Genomic DNA, 17,779 nt, shown 5'->3' with positions numbered 1-17,779 from the left:
GCTTCGAGCGGGTCTCCAGCACAACGAAAAGGCCGGAGCGATCGGCTCCGGCCTCGTCGATTGAAGCCGAATCGCCGGCTCAGGCGACGGCCTTCTTCAGCGCGTCGACCAGATCGGTCTTCTCCCAGGAGAAGGAACCGTCGCGGCCGGCCTTGCGGCCGAAATGGCCGTAAGCCGAGGTCTTGGCGTAGATCGGCTTGTTGAGGCCGAGATGGGTGCGGATGCCGTTCGGCGAGAGGTCGACGATCTTGCCGAGCACGTCCTCGAGCTTGGCTTCGTCGACCTTGCCGGTGCCGTGCAGGTCGACATAGATCGACAGCGGCTTGGCCACGCCGATCGCATAGGAGAGCTGGATCGTGGCGCGGTCGGCGAGCTTCGCCGCGACGACGTTCTTGGCGAGATAGCGCGCCGCGTAAGCCGCCGAACGGTCGACCTTGGTCGGGTCCTTGCCCGAGAAGGCGCCGCCGCCATGGGGAGCCGCACCGCCATAGGTGTCGACGATGATCTTGCGGCCGGTCAGGCCGGCATCGCCGTCCGGGCCGCCGATGACGAACTTGCCGGTCGGATTGATGTGCCAGACCGTGTCCTTCGAGATCCAGCCTTCCGGCAGCGCCGCGCGAATATAGGGCTCGACGATCTTGCGGACGTCGGCCGAGGACAGGCTCTCGTCGAGATGCTGCGTCGAGAGCACGATCTGCGTCACGCCGACCGGCTTGCCGTTCTCGTACTTGACGGTGACCTGGCTCTTGGCGTCGGGGCCGAGCTTGGCGGCGTCGCCCTCGCCCTTCTTGCGGGCGAGCGTCAGCGTCTCAAGGATCTTGTGGGCATAGTAGATCGGCGCCGGCAGCAGCTCCGGCGTCTCGCGGCTGGCATAGCCGAACATGATGCCCTGGTCGCCGGCGCCGACATCCTTGTTTCCGGACTCGTCGACACCCATGGCGATGTCGGCCGACTGCGGATGCAGCAGCACGTCGATCTTGCACTTCTTCCAGTGGAAGCCGTCCTGCTCGTAGCCGATGTTGCGGATCGCCTTGCGCGCCGCCGACTTGACCTTCGACTTGATCTGCTTCTCGTCGAGATGGGTGCGGACCTCGCCGGCGATGACGACGCGGTTCGTCGTCGCCAGCGTCTCGGCCGCAACGCGGACCTTGGACGGCTCGTAGCCGGCCTTGATCGCCTCCTTGAAGAACAGGTCGACGATCTCGTCCGAGATGCGGTCGCAGACCTTGTCGGGATGGCCTTCCGAGACCGACTCGCTGGTGAACAGGTAATTCTGGCGTGACACGGTCGCGGCTTCCCTTGAATCAAGGATATCGTGAGAGCGGCCGGTGCGACCGCACCGGCACGAAAAGCGCACCGTCATTGCAGCCGGACGCGTTCGCCGTCAAGCGCAATAATTCTTTAATCGGGAAGCGCGTTCGCCAATCCGAACGAAGAGGCAGCGAATCTACGGCTTTTCGACCGTTTCGCCGGCAAGCGCCTCGACCAGATCGATGATGCGCCGGCGAACCCGGCTGTCCTTGATCCGGGTGAAGGCCTTCGTCAGCTGGACGCCCTCGCTGGTCGCCAGGAAGTCGGAGATGTAAGTCGTCGCGGTCGAATCCGCGAAGCCGCCAGCCGGCATGTCGTCGGTCGGGGCACCATCGAAGAAGAAGGCGACCGGCACATCGAGCATCTTGGCGATCTGCTGCAGCCGGCTCGCGCTGATGCGATTCGAGCCCTTCTCGTATTTCTGAACCTGCTGGAATGTCAGCCCCAGCGCTTCGCCCAGTTTTTCCTGGCTGATCCCCGCGAGCATGCGGCGCATACGAACGCGACTGCCGACATGGCGGTCGATTGGATTGGGAACCTTCTTGATCATTTTTCGCCTGCCCTAGAGTCACGGTCGTGGCCAGGAGCCGCAATCCTGGTCGGCGCAGAATCTGTGATGTATTACAAGGAAACGACGGGGTCCACTGTTCTCGCTCAGAAGTTCGAAAGCGTGGGATCAGCCCCTTCGAATCCACGCCAGGAGCAAGAACAGAACCAGCATTCCGGCGAAAACAAGGTCGCCGAGCCGGGCATAGACGGTCAGTGGCCCCGGGCGGGGCAGGCCGACGTCGAGCACGCCCTCGCTGCCGAGCGGCAGGCTGGCGACGACCCTGCCATAGGCATCGACCACGCCGGAGATGCCGGTGTTGGCGACGCGGACCAGCGGCAGACCCTCCTCGACGCTGCGCAACCGCGCCTGGGCGAAATGCTGGTAGGGACCGCTCGTCTGTCCGAACCAGCCGTCATTGGTGACGTTCAGGAAGAACGCCGGGCGCGCTCCGCGCGGCACGACCGCGCCGGGAAAGACCGCCTCGTAGCAGATCAAGGGCGCCGCGTTCGGCAACCCCTTGATCGCCAGTGGCAGATGGGCGTTGCCCGAGGAGAATCCGCCGGGGATCGAGACGAATTGCGACAGGCCGACGGCCCGAATCAGCGTGCCGAGGATCGGCGGCAGATACTCGCCGAAGGGTACCAGATGGGTCTTGTCATAGCTGGCGACGATGACGCCTTCGTCGTTGACCACCTGGATCGAATTGTAGATCGGCGGGCGGCCTTCGCCGGGCAGGATCTCCCCGGCCCGGGCCGCGCCGGTGATCAGCGTGACATCGGGTGGCAGCGCGGCGGCGATGCGCGACAAGGCCTGGGGGGTGCGCCCGAGCAGGAAGGGGAACGCCGATTCGGGCCAGATCAGGTGGGTCACGGCCTGCAGCCCGGGCGTCTGCGGGCTCGTCGCCCGGTCGCTCAGCTCCAGATAGTGCTCGAGGATCGCCGCGCCGTTGTTGCCGTTGAACTTGGCATCCTGCGGCAGGTTGGGCTGCATCAGCCGCAGCTTGACGCCGGCGACAAGCGGCGAAGGCGCCGACGGCACCCGCCAGAAGCCATAGGCAAAGAAGGCGGCGAGGCTTGCGACAGCCAGGCAGGTGGGGGCCCAGCGGCCGGACCGGCCCATGCCGGTGCCGAGGGTCGCCGGTGCTGCGCCGATCGCGACCGCGAAGAGGGTGAGCCCGTAGAGCCCGAAGAGCGAGGCCACCTGCTCGAGATGGACCTCGCCGGTCAGCATCATGCCATAGACGTTCCAGGGAAAGCCGGTGAGCACATGGCCGCGCAGCCATTCGCTGGTGCCGAGCAGTGCCGCCAGCACCAGGATCCGCCCCGCCCCTTTTGGCCAGAACAGACGCGCGGCGCCGAAGGCGAAGGCGGGAAAGACTGCGAGGAAGGCCGGCAGCGCGACCACGCCGAGCGGCAGCGCCCAGGCGAATTTGTCGGCCTCGACGAGGAAGGCCGCCCCAAGCCACCAGAGGCCCGCGACGAAGAAGCCGAAGCCCCACCACCAGCCGGCGGCGAAGGCCGAGCGGAAGCGCTGCCGGCGGGTCGTCCCGACGGCGCCGTCCATGAGCCAGACGGCCAGCGTCATCGGCACCACGACCAGCGGCCACAGATCGAGCGGCGGCAAGGCCAGCGCGCCGCTGGCGCCAGCGGCAAAGGCGATCAGGCGGCGGCGCCATCCCCAGGCCAGGATGACGGCCTCCGCGACGCGGGCGATGCGCATCAGCCCTGCTCCATCGCCGCTTCTTCGGACGCCGTCTGGTCACGGCGGTGGATGGTCAGGCGCTTGACGCGACGCTGGTCGGAATCGAGGACCTCGAAGGAGAGCCCTTCCGGGCCGTCGATGGTCTCGCCCTGGGCGGGCACGCGGCCCGCGAGCGTCACGATCAGCCCGCCCAGCGTGTCGATGTCGTCGGCGACCTCGTTGCCGGAAAGATCGACCCCGGTCGCTTCCTTGAGCTCTTCGAGCGTGGCGCGGGCATCGGCGGCAAAGCAGCCTTCGCCGCTCGGGACGATCGCGGCCTCCTCGGTGTCGTGCTCGTCCTCGATGTCGCCGACGACGATCTCGATCAGGTCCTCGATCGAGACCAGCCCGTCCGTGCCGCCATATTCGTCGATCACCAGGGCGATGTGGGTCCGGGTCGCCTGCATGCGGACGAGCAGATCCACGGCCGGCATCGAAGGCGGGACATAGAGGACCGGCCGCAGCAGCTTGGTCGCCGATAGCGGCGTGGCGAGGTCGACCGCCGCCAGATCGTGCGGGGCGGCCTGCGCTTCTTCGGCCCCGGTGTCGGCGGGGCTCGCGGCCGGGTGGGCCTTCTCGGCGATGTATTCGAGGAAGTCGCGGATATGGACCATGCCGCGGGGATCGTCGAGCGAATCGTCGAAGACCGGCAGGCGCGAATGACCGGCGGTGCGGAACTCCGCCAGCAGCTGGTCCAGCGTCACGTCGGAGGGGACGGCCGCGATATCGGCGCGCGGCACCATGACGTCCCCGACCCGGCGCTCGCGCAGGCTGAGGACGTTGGTGAGCATCGCCCGCTCCTGCGCGGACAAATCGGCGAGCTCGCCGTTCTCCTCCGCCAGCGCCTCGACGATCTCCTCGCGGGCGGTGCCGCCGCCGCGCAGGCCGAGCCGGTCGAGGAACTGGCCGAGCCAGTGTCCGAGGCCGCGGCCGTTGGTTTCGTTGGGGGATTGTCGGCTGTCGTCACTCATGATCGCGAAAGTTCTGCGGACGCCGATGCCGCCTGCTTGACGAGCTCTGAGTCGGCGTAGGGATCGGCAATGCCGAGGCTGGCGAGCGCCTCGACCTCGAGCGCCTCCATGCGGCGCGCCTCGGCCTCGGTCTCGTGATCCTCGCCGAGCAGGTGCAGCAGCCCGTGAATGACGAGGTGACGGAAATGGTCGGCGAGGCTCTTGCCCTCGGCCTCGGCCTCGCGCGCCACCGTTTCATAGGCCACGACGATGTCGCCGAGCAGCGGGCTCGCCGCGATGCGCGCGGGTGGTGCGGCCGGGAAGGAGAGCACGTTGGTGGCCTTGTCGAAGCCGCGCCAGTCGCGGTTGACGATGCGAATCCGGCGGTCGTCGGTCAGCAGCAGGCTGAGCTCGGCACCATCGAGCGGCTGGCGCGGCGCCACGGCAAGCCCGGCGCGAAGCGCCTCGCCGGCAATGTCGCGCAGCGCGGCGAGGTGGCCCAGCTCGCGCCAGCGGCGCGACTCCGCCCGGATGTCGAGCGACAGCTTCGGAATGGTCTTCGCGGGCGGCGCCGAACGCCGCGCGCGAGGTCGATCGGTCATCGCGGCCGCTCCCGCGCCAACATGCGTTTCAGCCCCTCGCTGTCGCCCTCGCGCTCGGCCTCGGAGGCTGCGCCGGGATTGCGCATCGCCGCCTCGCGTTCCTCGCGCTCACGGCGTGAGGCCGTCTCATAGGCCATGACGATGCGTCGCACCAGTTCATGGCGGACGACGTCGCCTTCCTCGAAGCGGGCATAGCCGACGCCCTCGACATCCTTGAGCAGCTTCACCGCCTCGACGAGGCCGGAACGCTGGCCCGGCGGCAGGTCGATCTGGGAGGGGTCGCCCGTGATGATCATGCGGGAGCCCTCGCCCAGGCGGGTGAGGAACATCTTCATCTGCATCGAGGTGGCGTTCTGTGCCTCGTCGAGCAGCACGACCGCATTCGAGAGGGTGCGGCCCCGCATGAAGGCGAGCGGCGCGATCTCGATCATCCCGGTCTGCAGGCCGCGCTCGACATGGCGCGCCTCCATGAAATCGTTCAGCGCGTCGTAGATCGGGCGCAGATAGGGATCGACCTTCTCGCGCATGTCGCCGGGCAGGAAGCCGAGGCGCTCACCCGCCTCGACGGCCGGGCGCGACAGGATCATGCGCTCGACGACGCCCTGCTCGATCAGCGAGACGGCGTGGCCGACCGCGAGCCAGGTCTTGCCGGTGCCGGCCGGGCCCTCCGCGAGCACGAGCTCATGGCGCTTGAGCTGGCGCAGATAGGCGTCCTGCGCCGCGTTGCGCGCCCTGACGGGCCCGCGCTTGCGGGTCACGATGGCGTCGAAAGAGGTCTTGCCGGAATCGGCCGTCGGAAACAGCGAGCGCTGGACGTTGCTCTCCTCGATCGCCCCGTCGACATCGCCGAGCGTCACCGCCGCGCCGGCCTTGGCGCGGGCATAAAGCGTCTTCAGCACGCGGCTCGCCTGCTCGGCGGTCTCGCGCGGGCCCTTCACCGTGACATGGTTGCCGTTGGGATTGACGACGACGCCGAGCCGCCGCTCGAGATGGGCGAGGTTCTGGTCGTACTGGCCGAAGACGAGGCTGGCGAGGCGGTTGTCTTCGAAGGTCAGCGTCACCTCGGTCGCCGGCAAGCCCTCGCGGGCCAGGTTGTCCCCCCTGGGCGGGGCGATCTCACGCCGCGGGGTCCGGTCGGGTTTCGGCGTCATCGAATCAGCCTGTGCCAAATGAGTCGTCTCCCTGGCGTCTGATCCCGGCGGACGGAAGCGCCCGGCCGGGTCGTCCTGCAGCATAACCGAACGCAACGATCTCAGCCTGATGACAGGGCGCCCGCCGCACCCAGATGGGAACGGGTCGCGCCGCGCTCAAGCGGCCATTTCCTTCCGTTCATCGCCTTCGGCATCGAGCTTGCGGCCGAAGAGCGAGTTGGTGCTCTTCTCCTCGATCCTCACCCGCACGATGTCGCCGATCCGATTCGTGTCGCTGTCGATCTGGACAGCCTGCAGATAGGGCGACTTGCCGGCAAGCTGGCCCGGATGGCGCCCGGCGCGTTCCAGCAGCACGTCGACCGTCCGCCCGATCATCGCCGCGTTGAAGGCCTGGCGGTGGTGCTCGATCCGCTCCTGCAGGCGATAGAGCCGCTCGTCCATCAACTCGCGTGGAATCTGGCCGTCGAGATCGGCAGCCGGTGTACCGGGGCGCGGCGAGTACTTGAACGAATAGCTCGAGGCGAAGCCGATCTCGTCGACGAGACGGATCGTGTCCTCGAAATCGGCATCGGTCTCGCCGGGGAAGCCGACGATGAAGTCGGAGGAGAGGGCGATGTCGGGCCGGGCCGCGCGGATGCGCGCGATCAGGCGGCGATATTCGTCGCCGGTATGCTTGCGGTTCATTGCCGCGAGGATGCGGTCCGAGCCCGCCTGCACCGGCAGATGCAGGAAGGGCATCACCTGGGGCAGATCGCGATGGGCGGCGATCAGGTCGTCGTCCATGTCGCGCGGGTGGCTGGTGGTGTAGCGGATGCGGGCGATGCCCGGCACCTCGGCGACGCGATGCATCAAGCGCGCGAGCCCCCAGACGACGCCGTCCGGCCCCTCGCCGTGATAGGCGTTGACGTTCTGGCCGATCAGGGTGACGTCGCGCACGCCGGCCTCGGCCAGCCGCTCGACCTCGGCCACGACCTGCGCGACCGGGCGCGAGAACTCGGCGCCGCGCGTATAGGGCACGACGCAGAAAGCGCAGAACTTGTCGCAGCCTTCCTGAACCGTGACGAAGGCCGAGACGCCGCGTGCGCGGATGACCTGCGGCTTCGGCGCCGGCAGGAAGCCGAACTTGTCCTCGATCGGCAGGTCGGTGTCGACGACACGCTTCACTGAGGCTTCGGCCAGCAATTCCGGCAGGCGGTGATAGGCCTGCGGGCCCACGACGAGGTCGACCGCCGGCTGGCGGCGCTGGATCTCGCCGCCCTCGGCCTGGGCGACGCAGCCGGCGACGACGATCTTCGTCTCTTGCCCCTCGGCCTTCTGGGCGGCCTTGATGTCGCGCAGCTTGCCGAGCTCGGTGTAGACCTTCTGCACGGCGCGGTCGCGGATATGGCAGGTGTTCAGCAGGATCAGATCCGCGCCTTCCGGCGTCGCCGTCTCCTCATAGCCCTGCTCGCCCAGGATGTCGGCCATGCGCTGCCCGTCATAGACGTTCATCTGGCAGCCGAAGGACTTGATGTGGACTTTCTTCATCGTCGCGGTCGGGATCTCCAAACCGTCTCCTTACTCCGGTTCGCGCCGCTTGAAAATGATCGGCCTGCCACAGCGGAGGGAAAGCAAGCGCCGCGCCAGCGCAGTCGTCAAACCGCCGGGCGGCCCGTCACGGCCTGCCGGCGGGCGGCGCGCACGCTGGCTTCGACGAGCCGCGTCGCCTCCTTGCGGGAGGTCGCGCGGCCCATCGCGATCGGCGCCCCCCAGACCAGCTCGACATCGACGGTGCCGCAGGCGAGCACATGCTTGAGATGGGGCACCAGCTCGGTGTCGCCATACCAGGCGAGCGCGCTGCGCCCGATCCGTCCGCCCGGCAGCCCCTGCCAGCCGGTGTAGGTGATGGCGAGCGGATAGACGGTCACATCGCCATCCCCCTCACCCATCGCCTGGTGGGCCGCCCCCAGCAGCGAGGACCGGAACGGCAGGACCCGCGTGCCGTCGCCGGTCGTACCCTCCGCGAACAGGACGATATCCTCGCCAGCCGCGATGCGGGCGCCCATCGCGGCGGCCACGCCGGCGGTGGCGCTGCGGCGCTGGCGGTCGATGAAGACGGTGTGCTGCAGCCTGGCGAAGAGCCCGATCACCGGCCAGCCGGCCACCTCGCTCTTGGCGACGAAGGCAAGCTGGCGCGCCGCGCCGAGCACGCAGATATCGAGCCAGGACACATGGTTCGCCACGATCAGCGCACCCGAGCCCGGCGGGGGCGGGGTGCCCCTGACGCGGCAGCGCACGCCGAGGCAGACGCAGGCGAGCCGATGGAACGAGCGCGGCAGTACGCCGGCCCGCTTCGGCAGGGCGCGAACGACCAGCATCTGCAACGGCAGCAGGGCCAGCGTGCCAAGGCCGAGAAGCGCCAGGCGAAAGGCGGCGCCAGCGGAAAATCCGTTCATGCGCGAGCGGGTCCGGGCATCGGTGGCTGGCCGTCCGAAAACTGTTGAAACCGCCCCGTCATCGCGCGATCGTCGCAGGATGTCACGCGAGATCGAGCCGCATCGCGATTGCGCTCGCGCGCGTGCCGTCGGGCTTGGGATAATAGCCCTTGCGGCGCCCGACCTCGCGGAAGCCGAAATGGCGGTAGAGTCGCTCCGCCGGCTGATTGCCCTCCTCGACCTCGAGGAAGACCTGTAAGACGCCTTCCCCGGCCAGGCGGGCGAGATGGGCGGCGAGGAGCGCGCGGCCAAGTCCGTCCCGGCGTCGCGACGGCGCCACGACGATGCTGAGGATCTCGGCCTCGTCGGCCGCCTTGCGCGAGATGACGAAGCCGTCCGGGCTGTGGCCGGCACCGCTGAAGACGCCGTCCGTCACGACGGCGGAGTCGGCCATCAGCGCCGCGCATTCCGACGGCTCCCAGCCGCGGGCGAAACCGCCCTGATGATGCAATGCCGCGACCCGCCGTGCATGGGCGGCGTCGAGCCGCGCGGTCCGTGCCGGCGCCGAATCGGGGTGAAGGAGCTTGCGCAACCAATCCATGACGCTTGTTGACATGGCCTGTCGCAAGGTCAACCGCTGTCCGGCTCCGGGGGCGCTTTCATCGGCGCGGCAGCCTCGCCTTGTCCTGGGGCGTCGTTTCCGGTGCCTTGAGATAGAGCGGGCGCGGCGGCGCGCTCTGCGGATCGGCGATCAGGCCCAGACGCGCGACCCAGGCGATGTCGGGCGCCGTGGCACCATCGACCACGACCGCGTCGAGGCCGATCGCCCAGGCTTCATTGGCCACCGCCAGGGCCGCGGAACCGACCAGGCTGACGGGCCCGGCGCCGATAGCGCGCGCCGCGTCGCGATAGCTGACCTGACGGAGCGGGACGAGCGGCTTGCCCTCGGAGCTCAGCGCCTGGAACCAGACCTGGCCATGCTTCGCGTCGAGGGCGGCCGCGATGACGCGCCCCGGCTCGCGGCCGATCAGCGGGGCGGCACAAGCCGCCACCGTGGTGACCCCGACGGCCGGGATGCCGGCGGCGAAGGCGATCGCACGCGCGGCGCTGACCCCGACGCGCAGGCCCGTATAGCTGCCCGGGCCGACCGTGACGGCGACGCGGCCGAGCGAGGCGAATCCCCCCTCGAGCCCGTCCATCACGCGCTCGACCAGCGGCATCAGCGCCTCGGCGTGGCCGCGGTCCATGGCGAGCTGCTCGCGGGCGAGCGGTTCGGCCTCGCCCGCTTCGAGCACGCAGGCCGAGCAGGCACCGAGCGCGGTGTCGATCGCGAGAATGCGCATCGGGGCAGGCTCAACCTTCCATCTTGCGGCAAGAGACGGTCAGACCGCCTCGACCTCGCGCACTTCCGGCAGGAAGTGATGCAGCAGGTTCTGGATGCCGTGTTTCAGCGTCGCCGTCGAGGAGGGGCAGCCCGAGCAGGCGCCCTTCATGACGAGGTAGACCGTGCCGTCGCGATAGCCGCGGAAGGTGATGTCGCCGCCGTCGCCCGCCACCGCCGGGCGGATGCGGGTCTCGAGAAGGTCCTTGATGGTCTCGACGGTCTGGGCGTCCTCCTCCGCGAAGAACTCCCCATCCTCGGTCGCGTCGGCGGCCGAGCCCTCGGCAAGCACCGGCGCACCCGACATGAAATGCTCCATGATGGCGCCGAGGATCGCCGGCTTCAGATGCGGCCACTCGCCGTCCGACTTGGTGACCGTGATGAAATCGGAGCCGAGGAACACCCCGGACACGCCGGAGACGCCGAACAGGCGCTGCGCCAGTGGCGAGCGCTCGGCTTCGGCAGGCTCGCGCATGTCGAGTGTGCCGCTGCCCATGACGATGCGCCCGGGCAGGAACTTCAGGGTCGCCGGATTCGGCGTCGCTTCTGTCTGGATGAACATGGATACCTCCGGTACCGGCGGTTCAAGGTCGCCGTTCCTGGCTCCGATATAGGCCGGCGGATGGAATCATTCCAGCCGGAAGGGTGGCTGGCCGCCCCGCCGGGCCTCAGGCCAGCGCGTCGATCTCCTCGTCCTCCAGATGCCCGGGCACGATGGCGACGGGAATCGGGAAGTTCGCGGAGGACTTGCCGGCGAGCGCGCTGACGAGCGGGCCAGGGCCTTCGCGGCCGGTGCCCGCGGCGAGCACCAGCAGCGAGATGTCCTCGTCCTCCTCGATCAGCTTCACCAGCTCGGCGGCCCTGTTGCCGGTGCGCACGACCTTCTCCGGCTCGAGGCCGGCGAGCGCGCGAACGACGGCGGCGGCGGCATCGAGACGCTTCTCGGCCTCGGCCTCCGCTTCCGCCCGCATCACCTCGCCGACGCCGAGCCAGGTCTCGTGCTCCGGCGGCATGGCGACGCCGAGCAGCACGATGGCCGCGCCGACACGGGCGCAGCGGCGCGCCGCGAAGCGCAGGGCCTTGGCGCATTCCTCGCTGTCATCGACCACCGCGAGGAATTTCGGGCGATGGCCCGTCTCGTAGGACCGTCGTCTCTTGACCATGGATCAATCCTGCCGCCGCTTCAGGAAGCGGCATGGTGGCCTGCGCCGGCGACCCGGCGCAAGCCCCCGGGGCGAGGCCCGCGCCTCAGCTGCGGACGAAGCCGACGATGTCCTTGACGTCGCGCAGGATTGGCGCGGCGATGGCGTCGGCCCGCTGCGCACCCTCGCCGAGGATCGCGTCGATATGCTTGGGATCGGCGAGCAGGCGGCGCATCTCACCGGCGATGGGAGCGAGCTTTTCGACGGCGAGATCGACCAGCGCCGCCTTGAAGCCGGAGAACTGGCTGCCGCCGAATTCCCGCAGCACCTCGCCCTTCGCCAGGCCGGAGAGGCCGGCATAGATGCCGACGAGATTCTCCGCCTCCGGACGACCCTCCAGCCCCTTCTCCTCGGAGGGCAGCGCCTCGGGATCGGTCTTGGCCTTGCGGATCTTCTGGGCGATCGCCTCCGCATCGTCGGTCAGGTTGATGCGCGAATAATCCGACGCGTCGGACTTCGACATCTTCTTGGTGCCGTCGCGCAGGCTCATGACGCGCTGGGCCGGCCCCATGATCATCGGCTCGGGCAACGGGAAGAAGCCGAGCTCGCCGGTGCCGAGGCCGCGCTCGGCGATCTGCGGCGCGAAGTCGTTGTTGAACTTCTGGGCGATGTCGCGGGTCAGCTCCAGATGCTGCTTCTGGTCCTCGCCCACCGGCACATGCGTCGCCTTGTAGAGCAGGATGTCAGCCGCCATCAGGCTCGGATAGGCGTAAAGGCCAAGCGAGGCGTTCTCGCGGTCCTTGCCGGCCTTCTCCTTGAACTGGGTCATGCGGTTCATCCAGCCCAGCCGCGCGATGCAGTTGCAGATCCAGGCAAGCTCGGCATGGCCGGAGACCTGGCTCTGGTTAAAGATGATGCTCTTGGCGGGATCGACGCCGGCCGCGATGTAGGCCGCCGTGACCTCGCGGATGGCGCGCTTCAGGTCGGCGGGGTCCTGCCACATCGTGATCGCATGCATGTCGACGACGCAATAGATGCACTCGTGCGTGTCCTGCATCGCCACCCAATTGGTCAGCGCGCCCAGATAGTTGCCGAGATGCAGCGTCGAGGTCGGCTGCATGCCTGAGAATACGCGCTGGTGAAAACCCGACATGGGGCACTCCGTCGTCACGATGGAGGGAGGAAGGGGCGCTTCTGGCTCAAGCCCGCCGCTTGCGCAAGGGGAGAGCGCCGAAGGCACCCAGAAGCCAAGCCGCGACAGCGTAGACGACGACGCCGCTCGTGCAGATCGATGCCAGGGCAGCGGCGCGATGCAGGAACGGCCGGTCGGGAGCGAGCGGGCCGGACAGGACCGCCAGCAGAACGGGCAGCGACGCCAGCATCAGCATGCTCGCGGCGAGGCTGGCCGCGATCGGCCGCAGATTGCCGATGCTCGGCCGCCAGATGCCGTCCCTGACCAGCATCGCGCCCAGCACCGCCGCCTGGGTCGCGAAGGCGAAGGTCGCTGCCAGGGCCGCCATCTGCGCGGCATTGCCGCCGGCCGCCAGCCCAAGCCCGGCTAGCGCAGCGACGAGCACCGCGAGGATCCCGGACAGCAGCGGCAGGCGCGGCAGGCGGCGCGCGAAATAGACCTGGCCAAAGACCTTCGCCACGATGGCGAACGGCAGGCCGTAGCCGAAGGCGGCAAGCGCGCCAGCGGTCCGCATGCGGTCGGCGGCCTCGAAGCGGCCATGCTCGAACAGCACCGAGACGATCGGGTCTGCCAGCGCGACCAGCGCAGCGCCGGCCGGCAGTGCCAGCGCCAGCCCCAGCGCCAGCGACCGTCCCAGCATCGCATCGGGCCCGTCCCGCCCGGCGGCACCCGCCATGTCGGAGAGCACGACCGTCCCCATCGCCACGCCGACGAAGCCGAGCGGGAGCTGGAAGACGCGGTCGGCATAGTACAGCGCCGAAACGGCACCGGGCTCGGTCGAGGCGATCTGCGTCGCGACCAAGAGGACGAGCTGGCCCGCCGAGGCCGCGAGCAGGGTCGCGCCGCCGGTACGCAGAAGGCGCGTCATGTCGGGCGACCAGCGCAGCACCGGGCGCGGCAGCCCGAGACCGCGGAGCGCCAGCAGGATCAGCGCCAGATGCGCCAGGCCGGTGAGGCTGACGCCGGCCGCGAGCCATTGCGCCGCCTTCTCGGGCGCCGCGCCATGGAGATGCAAGACCAGCAGCAACCCGAGCAGGACCGCATTCATCAGCGCCGGCGCCAGCGCCGCGACGGCGAAGCGCCGCTCCGCATTGAGCAGCGCGGCCAGCAGCGCCGCCAGCGTCGTCAGCAGCAGGAAGGGCAGCATCAGCCGCGTGTAGTAGGCCGCGAAGGCCAGCGTCGCCGGCTCGTCGGCAAAGCCGCCGGCGAGGCCGAGAACCAGCCAGGGCGCTAAGAGTTCGCCCGCCGCGACGAGGAGCAGGAGGAGGACGGCAAGATTGCCGGCGGCCTCCGCCGCGAAGCGGCGCGCCTCCTCCGGGCCGCGCTCGCGGGTGATGCCAAGATAGAGCGGCACGAACGGGGCGTTGAGACCGCCCTCGCCCAGCACGCGCCGGATCAGATTGGGCAGGCGCAGCGCCGCCAGATAGGCGTCGGCTACCGGCCCTCCTCCCAGAAGCCGCGCGACCAGGACGTCGCGCGCGAAGCCGAGCAGGCGCGAGGCCATGGTCGCGGCGCCGACCACGGCCGAATCACGGGCGAGGCGGGAGTGCGGTTCCGAGACCTGCGCCCCCCGGCCGGTCATCAGAGGATGAACCGGCTCAGATCGGCGTTCTTCGCCAGGTCGCCGACCCGGGCCTCGACATAGGCCGCGTCGATCGTGACCGTCTCGCCGGACCGGTCCGGCGCAGTGAAGGAGACCTCGTCGAGAATGCGCTCGATCACCGTCTGGAGCCGGCGGGCGCCGATGTTCTCGACAGTCGAATTCACCTCCACCGCGATGCGGGCGATCGCGTCGATCGCATCCGGCCGGAAGTCGACCGAGACATCCTCCGTCGCCATCAGCGCCACCGACTGCTTGATCAAGCTGGCTTCCGTCTCCGTCAGGATGCGCTTGAAATCCTCGATGTCGAGCGGGTTGAGCTCGACACGGATCGGCAGGCGGCCCTGCAGTTCCGGCAGCAGGTCGGAGGGCCGCGAGACGTGGAAGGCGCCGGAGGCGATGAAGAGGATGTGGTCGCTCTTCACCGCCCCGTGCTTGGTCGCGACCGTCGTGCCCTCGATCAGCGGCAGCAGGTCGCGCTGCACGCCCTCGCGCGACACATCGGCGCCGCCCTTGCCCTCGCGGGCGCAGATCTTGTCGATCTCGTCGAGGAAGACGATCCCGTTCTCCTCGACCTCGCGGATCGCGGCCTGGACGATCGCCTCCTGGTCGATCAGCTTGTCGCTCTCCTCGGCGAGCAGCGGGCCATGCGCGTCCCTGACCAGCATGCGCCGGGGCTTGCCCTTCTGGCCGAAGGCCTTGCCGAACATGTCGGAGAGGTTGATCGCGCCGATCGAGGCGCCCGGCATCCCCGGCACCTCGAACATCGGCGCGGCGGCGCCGGAACCGGCCGCCACCTCGATCTCGATCTCCTTGTCGTCGAGCTCGTTGGCGCGCAGCTTGCGGCGGAAGGAATCGCGGGTCGCCTGGCTGGAGCCGGCTCCGACGAGGGCGTCGAGCACGCGTTCCTCGGCGGCGAGCTGGGCCTTGGCCTCGACGTCCTTGCGCCGGCTCTCGCGCACCAGCGCGATCGCGACCTCGAGCAGGTCGCGCACGATCGATTCGACGTCGCGGCCGACATAGCCGACCTCGGTGAACTTCGTCGCCTCGACCTTGAGGAAGGGCGCGTTGGCCAGCTTGGCGAGGCGGCGCGCGATCTCGGTCTTGCCGCAGCCGGTGGGGCCGATCATCAGGATGTTCTTGGGCGAGACCTCCTCGCGCAGCGGTCCTTCGAGCTGCTGGCGGCGCCAGCGATTGCGCAGCGCGATGGCGACGGCACGCTTGGCATCCTTCTGGCCGACGATGAAGCGGTCGAGCTCCGAGACGATCTCGCGGGGGGAAAAAGAGGTCATGATGCTGGCTTGTCCGAATGAAACTGCATGATGAGAGCGGTGTCGGCACCGCTCGTGACGTCCGGCATCGGCCGGAAGCCGGCCTTTCGGTAGGCGGCGACCGCGCGTCCGTTGCCGGGATCCGGATCGATGACGATGGAGCGATAGCCCTGAGCGGACAACAGCTCGCAGAAGCGACGCAGCACGGCCGAGCCGATGCCCCGACCGAGCCTTTCGCCATCAGCCAGCGACAGATCCACTCCGACCGCCGTGGCCGGCACCTGCATCAGCCAGGGATTGCCATCCGCCCATTCGGGACGCTGATGCGGCGCGACGTGCCAGAACTGGATATAGCCGGCAGGGCTGCCGGCCAAGGTGAACAGAAACGGCCGGCAGGTCAGGTCGCGCCCTTCGACCATGTCGCGGATATAGCCTAGCTCGGTCTCCGGCTCGCCCCACCATTCGCGCCAATGCGCGCGCTGCAGCCAATCGGCCAACAGCGCATAATCGTCCCGCTCGACGGGCCGGAAACCGATCTCGCCCGGCGTCACGCCGCCTCCAGGGTCTCGATGACGAGGCTGTGATTGGTATAGACGCAGATGTCGCCGGCAATCTTCATCGCCTTGCGCACGATCGCCTCGGCATCGGGCTCGACATCGATCAGGGCACGCGCCGCCGACAGGGCGTAATTGCCGCCGGAGCCGATCGCCATCACCGCGCCATGCTCGCTCGCCTCGGGCTCGAGCACGTCTCCGGTGCCGGAGATGAGCAGGGAAACCTCCTTGTCGGCGACGAGGAGCATCGCCTCCAGGCGGCGCAGATAGCGGTCGGTGCGCCAGTCCTTGGCGAGTTCGACGCAAGCGCGCAGGAGCTGCGTCGGATACTGCTCCAGCTTGCTCTCCAGCCGCTCGAACAAAGTGAAGGCGTCGGCAGTGGCGCCGGCGAAGCCGGCGATGACCTGGCCCTTCGCCAGCCGCCGCACCTTCCTGGCGTTGCCCTTCATGATCGTCTGGCCGAGCGAGACCTGGCCGTCGCCGCCGATGACGACGCGCCCTCCCTTGCGCACCATCAGGATGGTGGTGGCGTGCATCACGGGAACATTGCTGGTGTCGGACATGAGAGACGGCAACCGAAGCTGGACTGCGAAAGACGCAACATGTTCAGGCGAGGCCACCGTATCAAGGGGCTGCCGCACCGAGCGGGTCGACTCGCCCGCAGCGTCCCGGCGCGGGGCGGCGGCTTGCGGGCGGCCTTGCAGTAGATCGTTCAAGTCTAAACCGACTTTTCTACAACTACCGATTGTATTTCTAAATCATAATCCTGCGCTATGTGATTCGATACCGCCCTGAATCCTGCGTCAGCCCGGTTCCGTTTCATTAAACAGATATTTATCACTAACCGCGAATGGTCGTTCCGTTGAAACGAGCTCCCCGTTCGGGAGGTCGTCTGGGGCACGTCACCATGAAATCCATCCGCATGAAGATTCTCTCCATGCTCGCCATCCTGGCGGGCGGGGCCATTATTTCCGCCTTTATCAGCCTTTACGGCTTGCACAGGGCCGACGACCTCAACACGCGCTCGGAAATCCAGGGCCAGGTCGCACTGCTGACGCAACGGATCAACGGCCTCGTCACGGCCGTGGTGATGGATTCCCGCGGCATCTACATGTCGAAGACGAGCAAGGACGCCGCACCCTTCGTCAAGGGCGTGGAAGATCGTTTCCCGACCCTGCGCAAATTCAGCGACGAGCTCCAGAAGATCACGCCGGCCGAGGAACGCGAGACCGTCGGCCGGATCGCCAAGGCCGTCGACGACTTCATCGCCTTCCGGAGCGAGACGGCGCGCCTCGGCCGCGAGGTTTCGCCCGAGGCCGCCAACGTCCAGGGCAACAACGAGGCCAACCGCGCGAACCGCAAGGCCCTGAACGACCTCCTGATCGGCTTCAGCCAGCGCATCGAAAAGGCCGGCGCGATCGTCGGGGAGGAAGCCACCGCCTTCACCCGCCAGGTGCAGTGGCTGATGCCGCTGGTGCTGCTGGCGACCCTGGTCATCTCGATCGGCGTCGCGCTCGTCTTTGCCCAGCGCTCGATCACCCGCCCGATCCTGGATCTCGGCAAGGTCATGGAAAAGCTGACCGCCGGCGACATCCGCGTCGACGTGCCCCATACCGGGCGGCCGGACGAGATCGGCGCCATGGCGCGGGCGGTGGCGGTGCTGCGGCAGAGCACGGAACAGGTCGCCTTGCTGCAGGAGCAGGAGCGCGAGGCCGCGGCGGCCCGCCTCGCCCGGGCGCAGTCGATGGAGGCGGTGGTCTCGGATGTCGGCGAGGTCGTCGCCGCGGCGGCAGCCGGCGATTTCTCGGCGCGCCTGCAGATCGAGGATGCCGACGAGCAGATGCAGCGGCTGGTGGCCGGCATCAACGAGATCAACGCGGTGGTGGACTCGGCGACGACGGAGTTTGCGGGTGCGCTGTCT

18 protein-coding genes are annotated in these 17,779 nt (G+C 68.6%); 1 reads left to right on the top strand and 17 read right to left on the bottom strand.

The genetic code is table 11. From position 1 onward, the window contains the following. Positions 1-79 precede the first annotated feature (79 nt). The 17 genes from metK to hslV all read right to left on the bottom strand — a co-directional run bounded on the left by metK (position 80) and on the right by hslV (position 16,421). A complete protein-coding gene (metK, locus tag BGO20_RS00620) occupies positions 80-1,285 on the bottom strand; it encodes a methionine adenosyltransferase (protein WP_440142624.1) in 1,206 nt (401 codons plus the stop codon). Between the two features lie 162 nt (positions 1,286-1,447). After that, positions 1,448-1,861: a helix-turn-helix domain-containing protein gene (locus tag BGO20_RS00615; protein WP_291662655.1), complete on the bottom strand. Its 414-nt coding sequence runs from the start codon at positions 1,859-1,861 to the stop codon at positions 1,448-1,450. Positions 1,862-1,987: 126 nt separating this feature from the next. Then, on the bottom strand, positions 1,988-3,580 hold the full coding sequence (gene lnt / locus BGO20_RS00610) for an apolipoprotein N-acyltransferase (RefSeq protein WP_291662653.1): 1,593 nt from the start codon (positions 3,578-3,580) through the stop codon (positions 1,988-1,990). After that, positions 3,580-4,572 carry a hemolysin family protein gene (locus tag BGO20_RS00605; RefSeq protein ID WP_291662652.1) on the bottom strand — a complete coding sequence of 331 codons (993 nt, stop codon included), beginning with the start codon at positions 4,570-4,572 and terminating at the stop codon, positions 3,580-3,582. Before BGO20_RS00605 ends, lnt begins: the two co-directional genes overlap by 1 nt. Continuing rightward, on the bottom strand, positions 4,569-5,153 hold the full coding sequence (gene ybeY, locus BGO20_RS00600; protein ID WP_291662651.1) for an rRNA maturation RNase YbeY: 585 nt from the start codon (positions 5,151-5,153) through the stop codon (positions 4,569-4,571). The genes BGO20_RS00605 and ybeY overlap by 4 nt, the downstream gene beginning before the upstream one ends. Next, a complete protein-coding gene (locus BGO20_RS00595) occupies positions 5,150-6,304 on the bottom strand; it encodes a PhoH family protein (RefSeq protein ID WP_291662649.1) in 1,155 nt (384 codons plus the stop codon). The genes ybeY and BGO20_RS00595 overlap by 4 nt, the downstream gene beginning before the upstream one ends. Positions 6,305-6,460: 156 nt before the next feature. Then, positions 6,461-7,831, bottom strand: a complete 1,371-nt coding sequence (gene miaB / locus BGO20_RS00590; RefSeq protein WP_291662648.1) for a tRNA (N6-isopentenyl adenosine(37)-C2)-methylthiotransferase MiaB — start codon at positions 7,829-7,831, stop codon at positions 6,461-6,463. A 107-nt stretch (positions 7,832-7,938) separates the two neighbouring features. Continuing rightward, a complete protein-coding gene (locus BGO20_RS00585; RefSeq protein ID WP_291662647.1) occupies positions 7,939-8,739 on the bottom strand; it encodes a lysophospholipid acyltransferase family protein in 801 nt (266 codons plus the stop codon). 82 nt (positions 8,740-8,821) lie between these two features. Next, on the bottom strand, positions 8,822-9,334 hold the full coding sequence (locus tag BGO20_RS00580) for a GNAT family N-acetyltransferase (protein WP_291662645.1): 513 nt from the start codon (positions 9,332-9,334) through the stop codon (positions 8,822-8,824). 43 nt (positions 9,335-9,377) lie between these two features. Continuing rightward, positions 9,378-10,061 (bottom strand): tRNA (adenosine(37)-N6)-threonylcarbamoyltransferase complex dimerization subunit type 1 TsaB, encoded by a 684-nt coding sequence (gene tsaB, locus BGO20_RS00575; RefSeq protein WP_291662643.1) that lies wholly within the window; start codon positions 10,059-10,061, stop codon positions 9,378-9,380. Between the two features lie 39 nt (positions 10,062-10,100). Next, complete coding sequence (locus BGO20_RS00570; protein WP_291662641.1) at positions 10,101-10,661, bottom strand: NifU family protein; 561 nt, start codon at positions 10,659-10,661, stop codon at positions 10,101-10,103. Positions 10,662-10,767: 106 nt separating this feature from the next. Continuing rightward, complete coding sequence (locus BGO20_RS00565) at positions 10,768-11,262, bottom strand: universal stress protein (protein ID WP_291662640.1); 495 nt, start codon at positions 11,260-11,262, stop codon at positions 10,768-10,770. 85 nt (positions 11,263-11,347) lie between these two features. After that, complete coding sequence (gene trpS, locus BGO20_RS00560; RefSeq protein ID WP_291662637.1) at positions 11,348-12,394, bottom strand: tryptophan--tRNA ligase; 1,047 nt, start codon at positions 12,392-12,394, stop codon at positions 11,348-11,350. A gap of 46 nt (positions 12,395-12,440) precedes the next feature. Next, entirely contained in the window at positions 12,441-14,015 is a 1,575-nt protein-coding gene (gene murJ / locus BGO20_RS00555) for a murein biosynthesis integral membrane protein MurJ (protein ID WP_291662636.1), read from the bottom strand. After that, the gene (hslU, locus tag BGO20_RS00550) at positions 14,015-15,325 is read right to left on the bottom strand and encodes an ATP-dependent protease ATPase subunit HslU (RefSeq protein WP_291662634.1); all 1,311 of its coding nucleotides are present in this window, start codon (positions 15,323-15,325) and stop codon (positions 14,015-14,017) included. The genes murJ and hslU overlap by 1 nt, the downstream gene beginning before the upstream one ends. Beyond that, complete coding sequence (locus BGO20_RS00545) at positions 15,322-15,855, bottom strand: GNAT family N-acetyltransferase (RefSeq protein ID WP_291662632.1); 534 nt, start codon at positions 15,853-15,855, stop codon at positions 15,322-15,324. The genes hslU and BGO20_RS00545 overlap by 4 nt, the downstream gene beginning before the upstream one ends. Next, positions 15,852-16,421 (bottom strand): ATP-dependent protease subunit HslV, encoded by a 570-nt coding sequence (gene hslV, locus BGO20_RS00540; RefSeq protein ID WP_291662631.1) that lies wholly within the window; start codon positions 16,419-16,421, stop codon positions 15,852-15,854. The genes BGO20_RS00545 and hslV overlap by 4 nt, the downstream gene beginning before the upstream one ends. A gap of 359 nt (positions 16,422-16,780) precedes the next feature. On the opposite strand from hslV, the gene BGO20_RS00535 reads away from it, so the two are divergent. Continuing rightward, positions 16,781-17,779: HAMP domain-containing protein (locus BGO20_RS00535; RefSeq protein WP_299856282.1), on the top strand; the 999-nt coding region annotated here is incomplete at its 3' end.

It is taken from the genome of Allobosea sp. 67-29 (assembly GCF_001898115.1).
Taxonomy (GTDB): Bacteria; Pseudomonadota; Alphaproteobacteria; order Rhizobiales; family Beijerinckiaceae; genus Allobosea.
The sequence above is the reverse complement of the archived record's forward strand: the minus strand, read 5'-3'. Positions and strand labels throughout refer to the sequence as shown.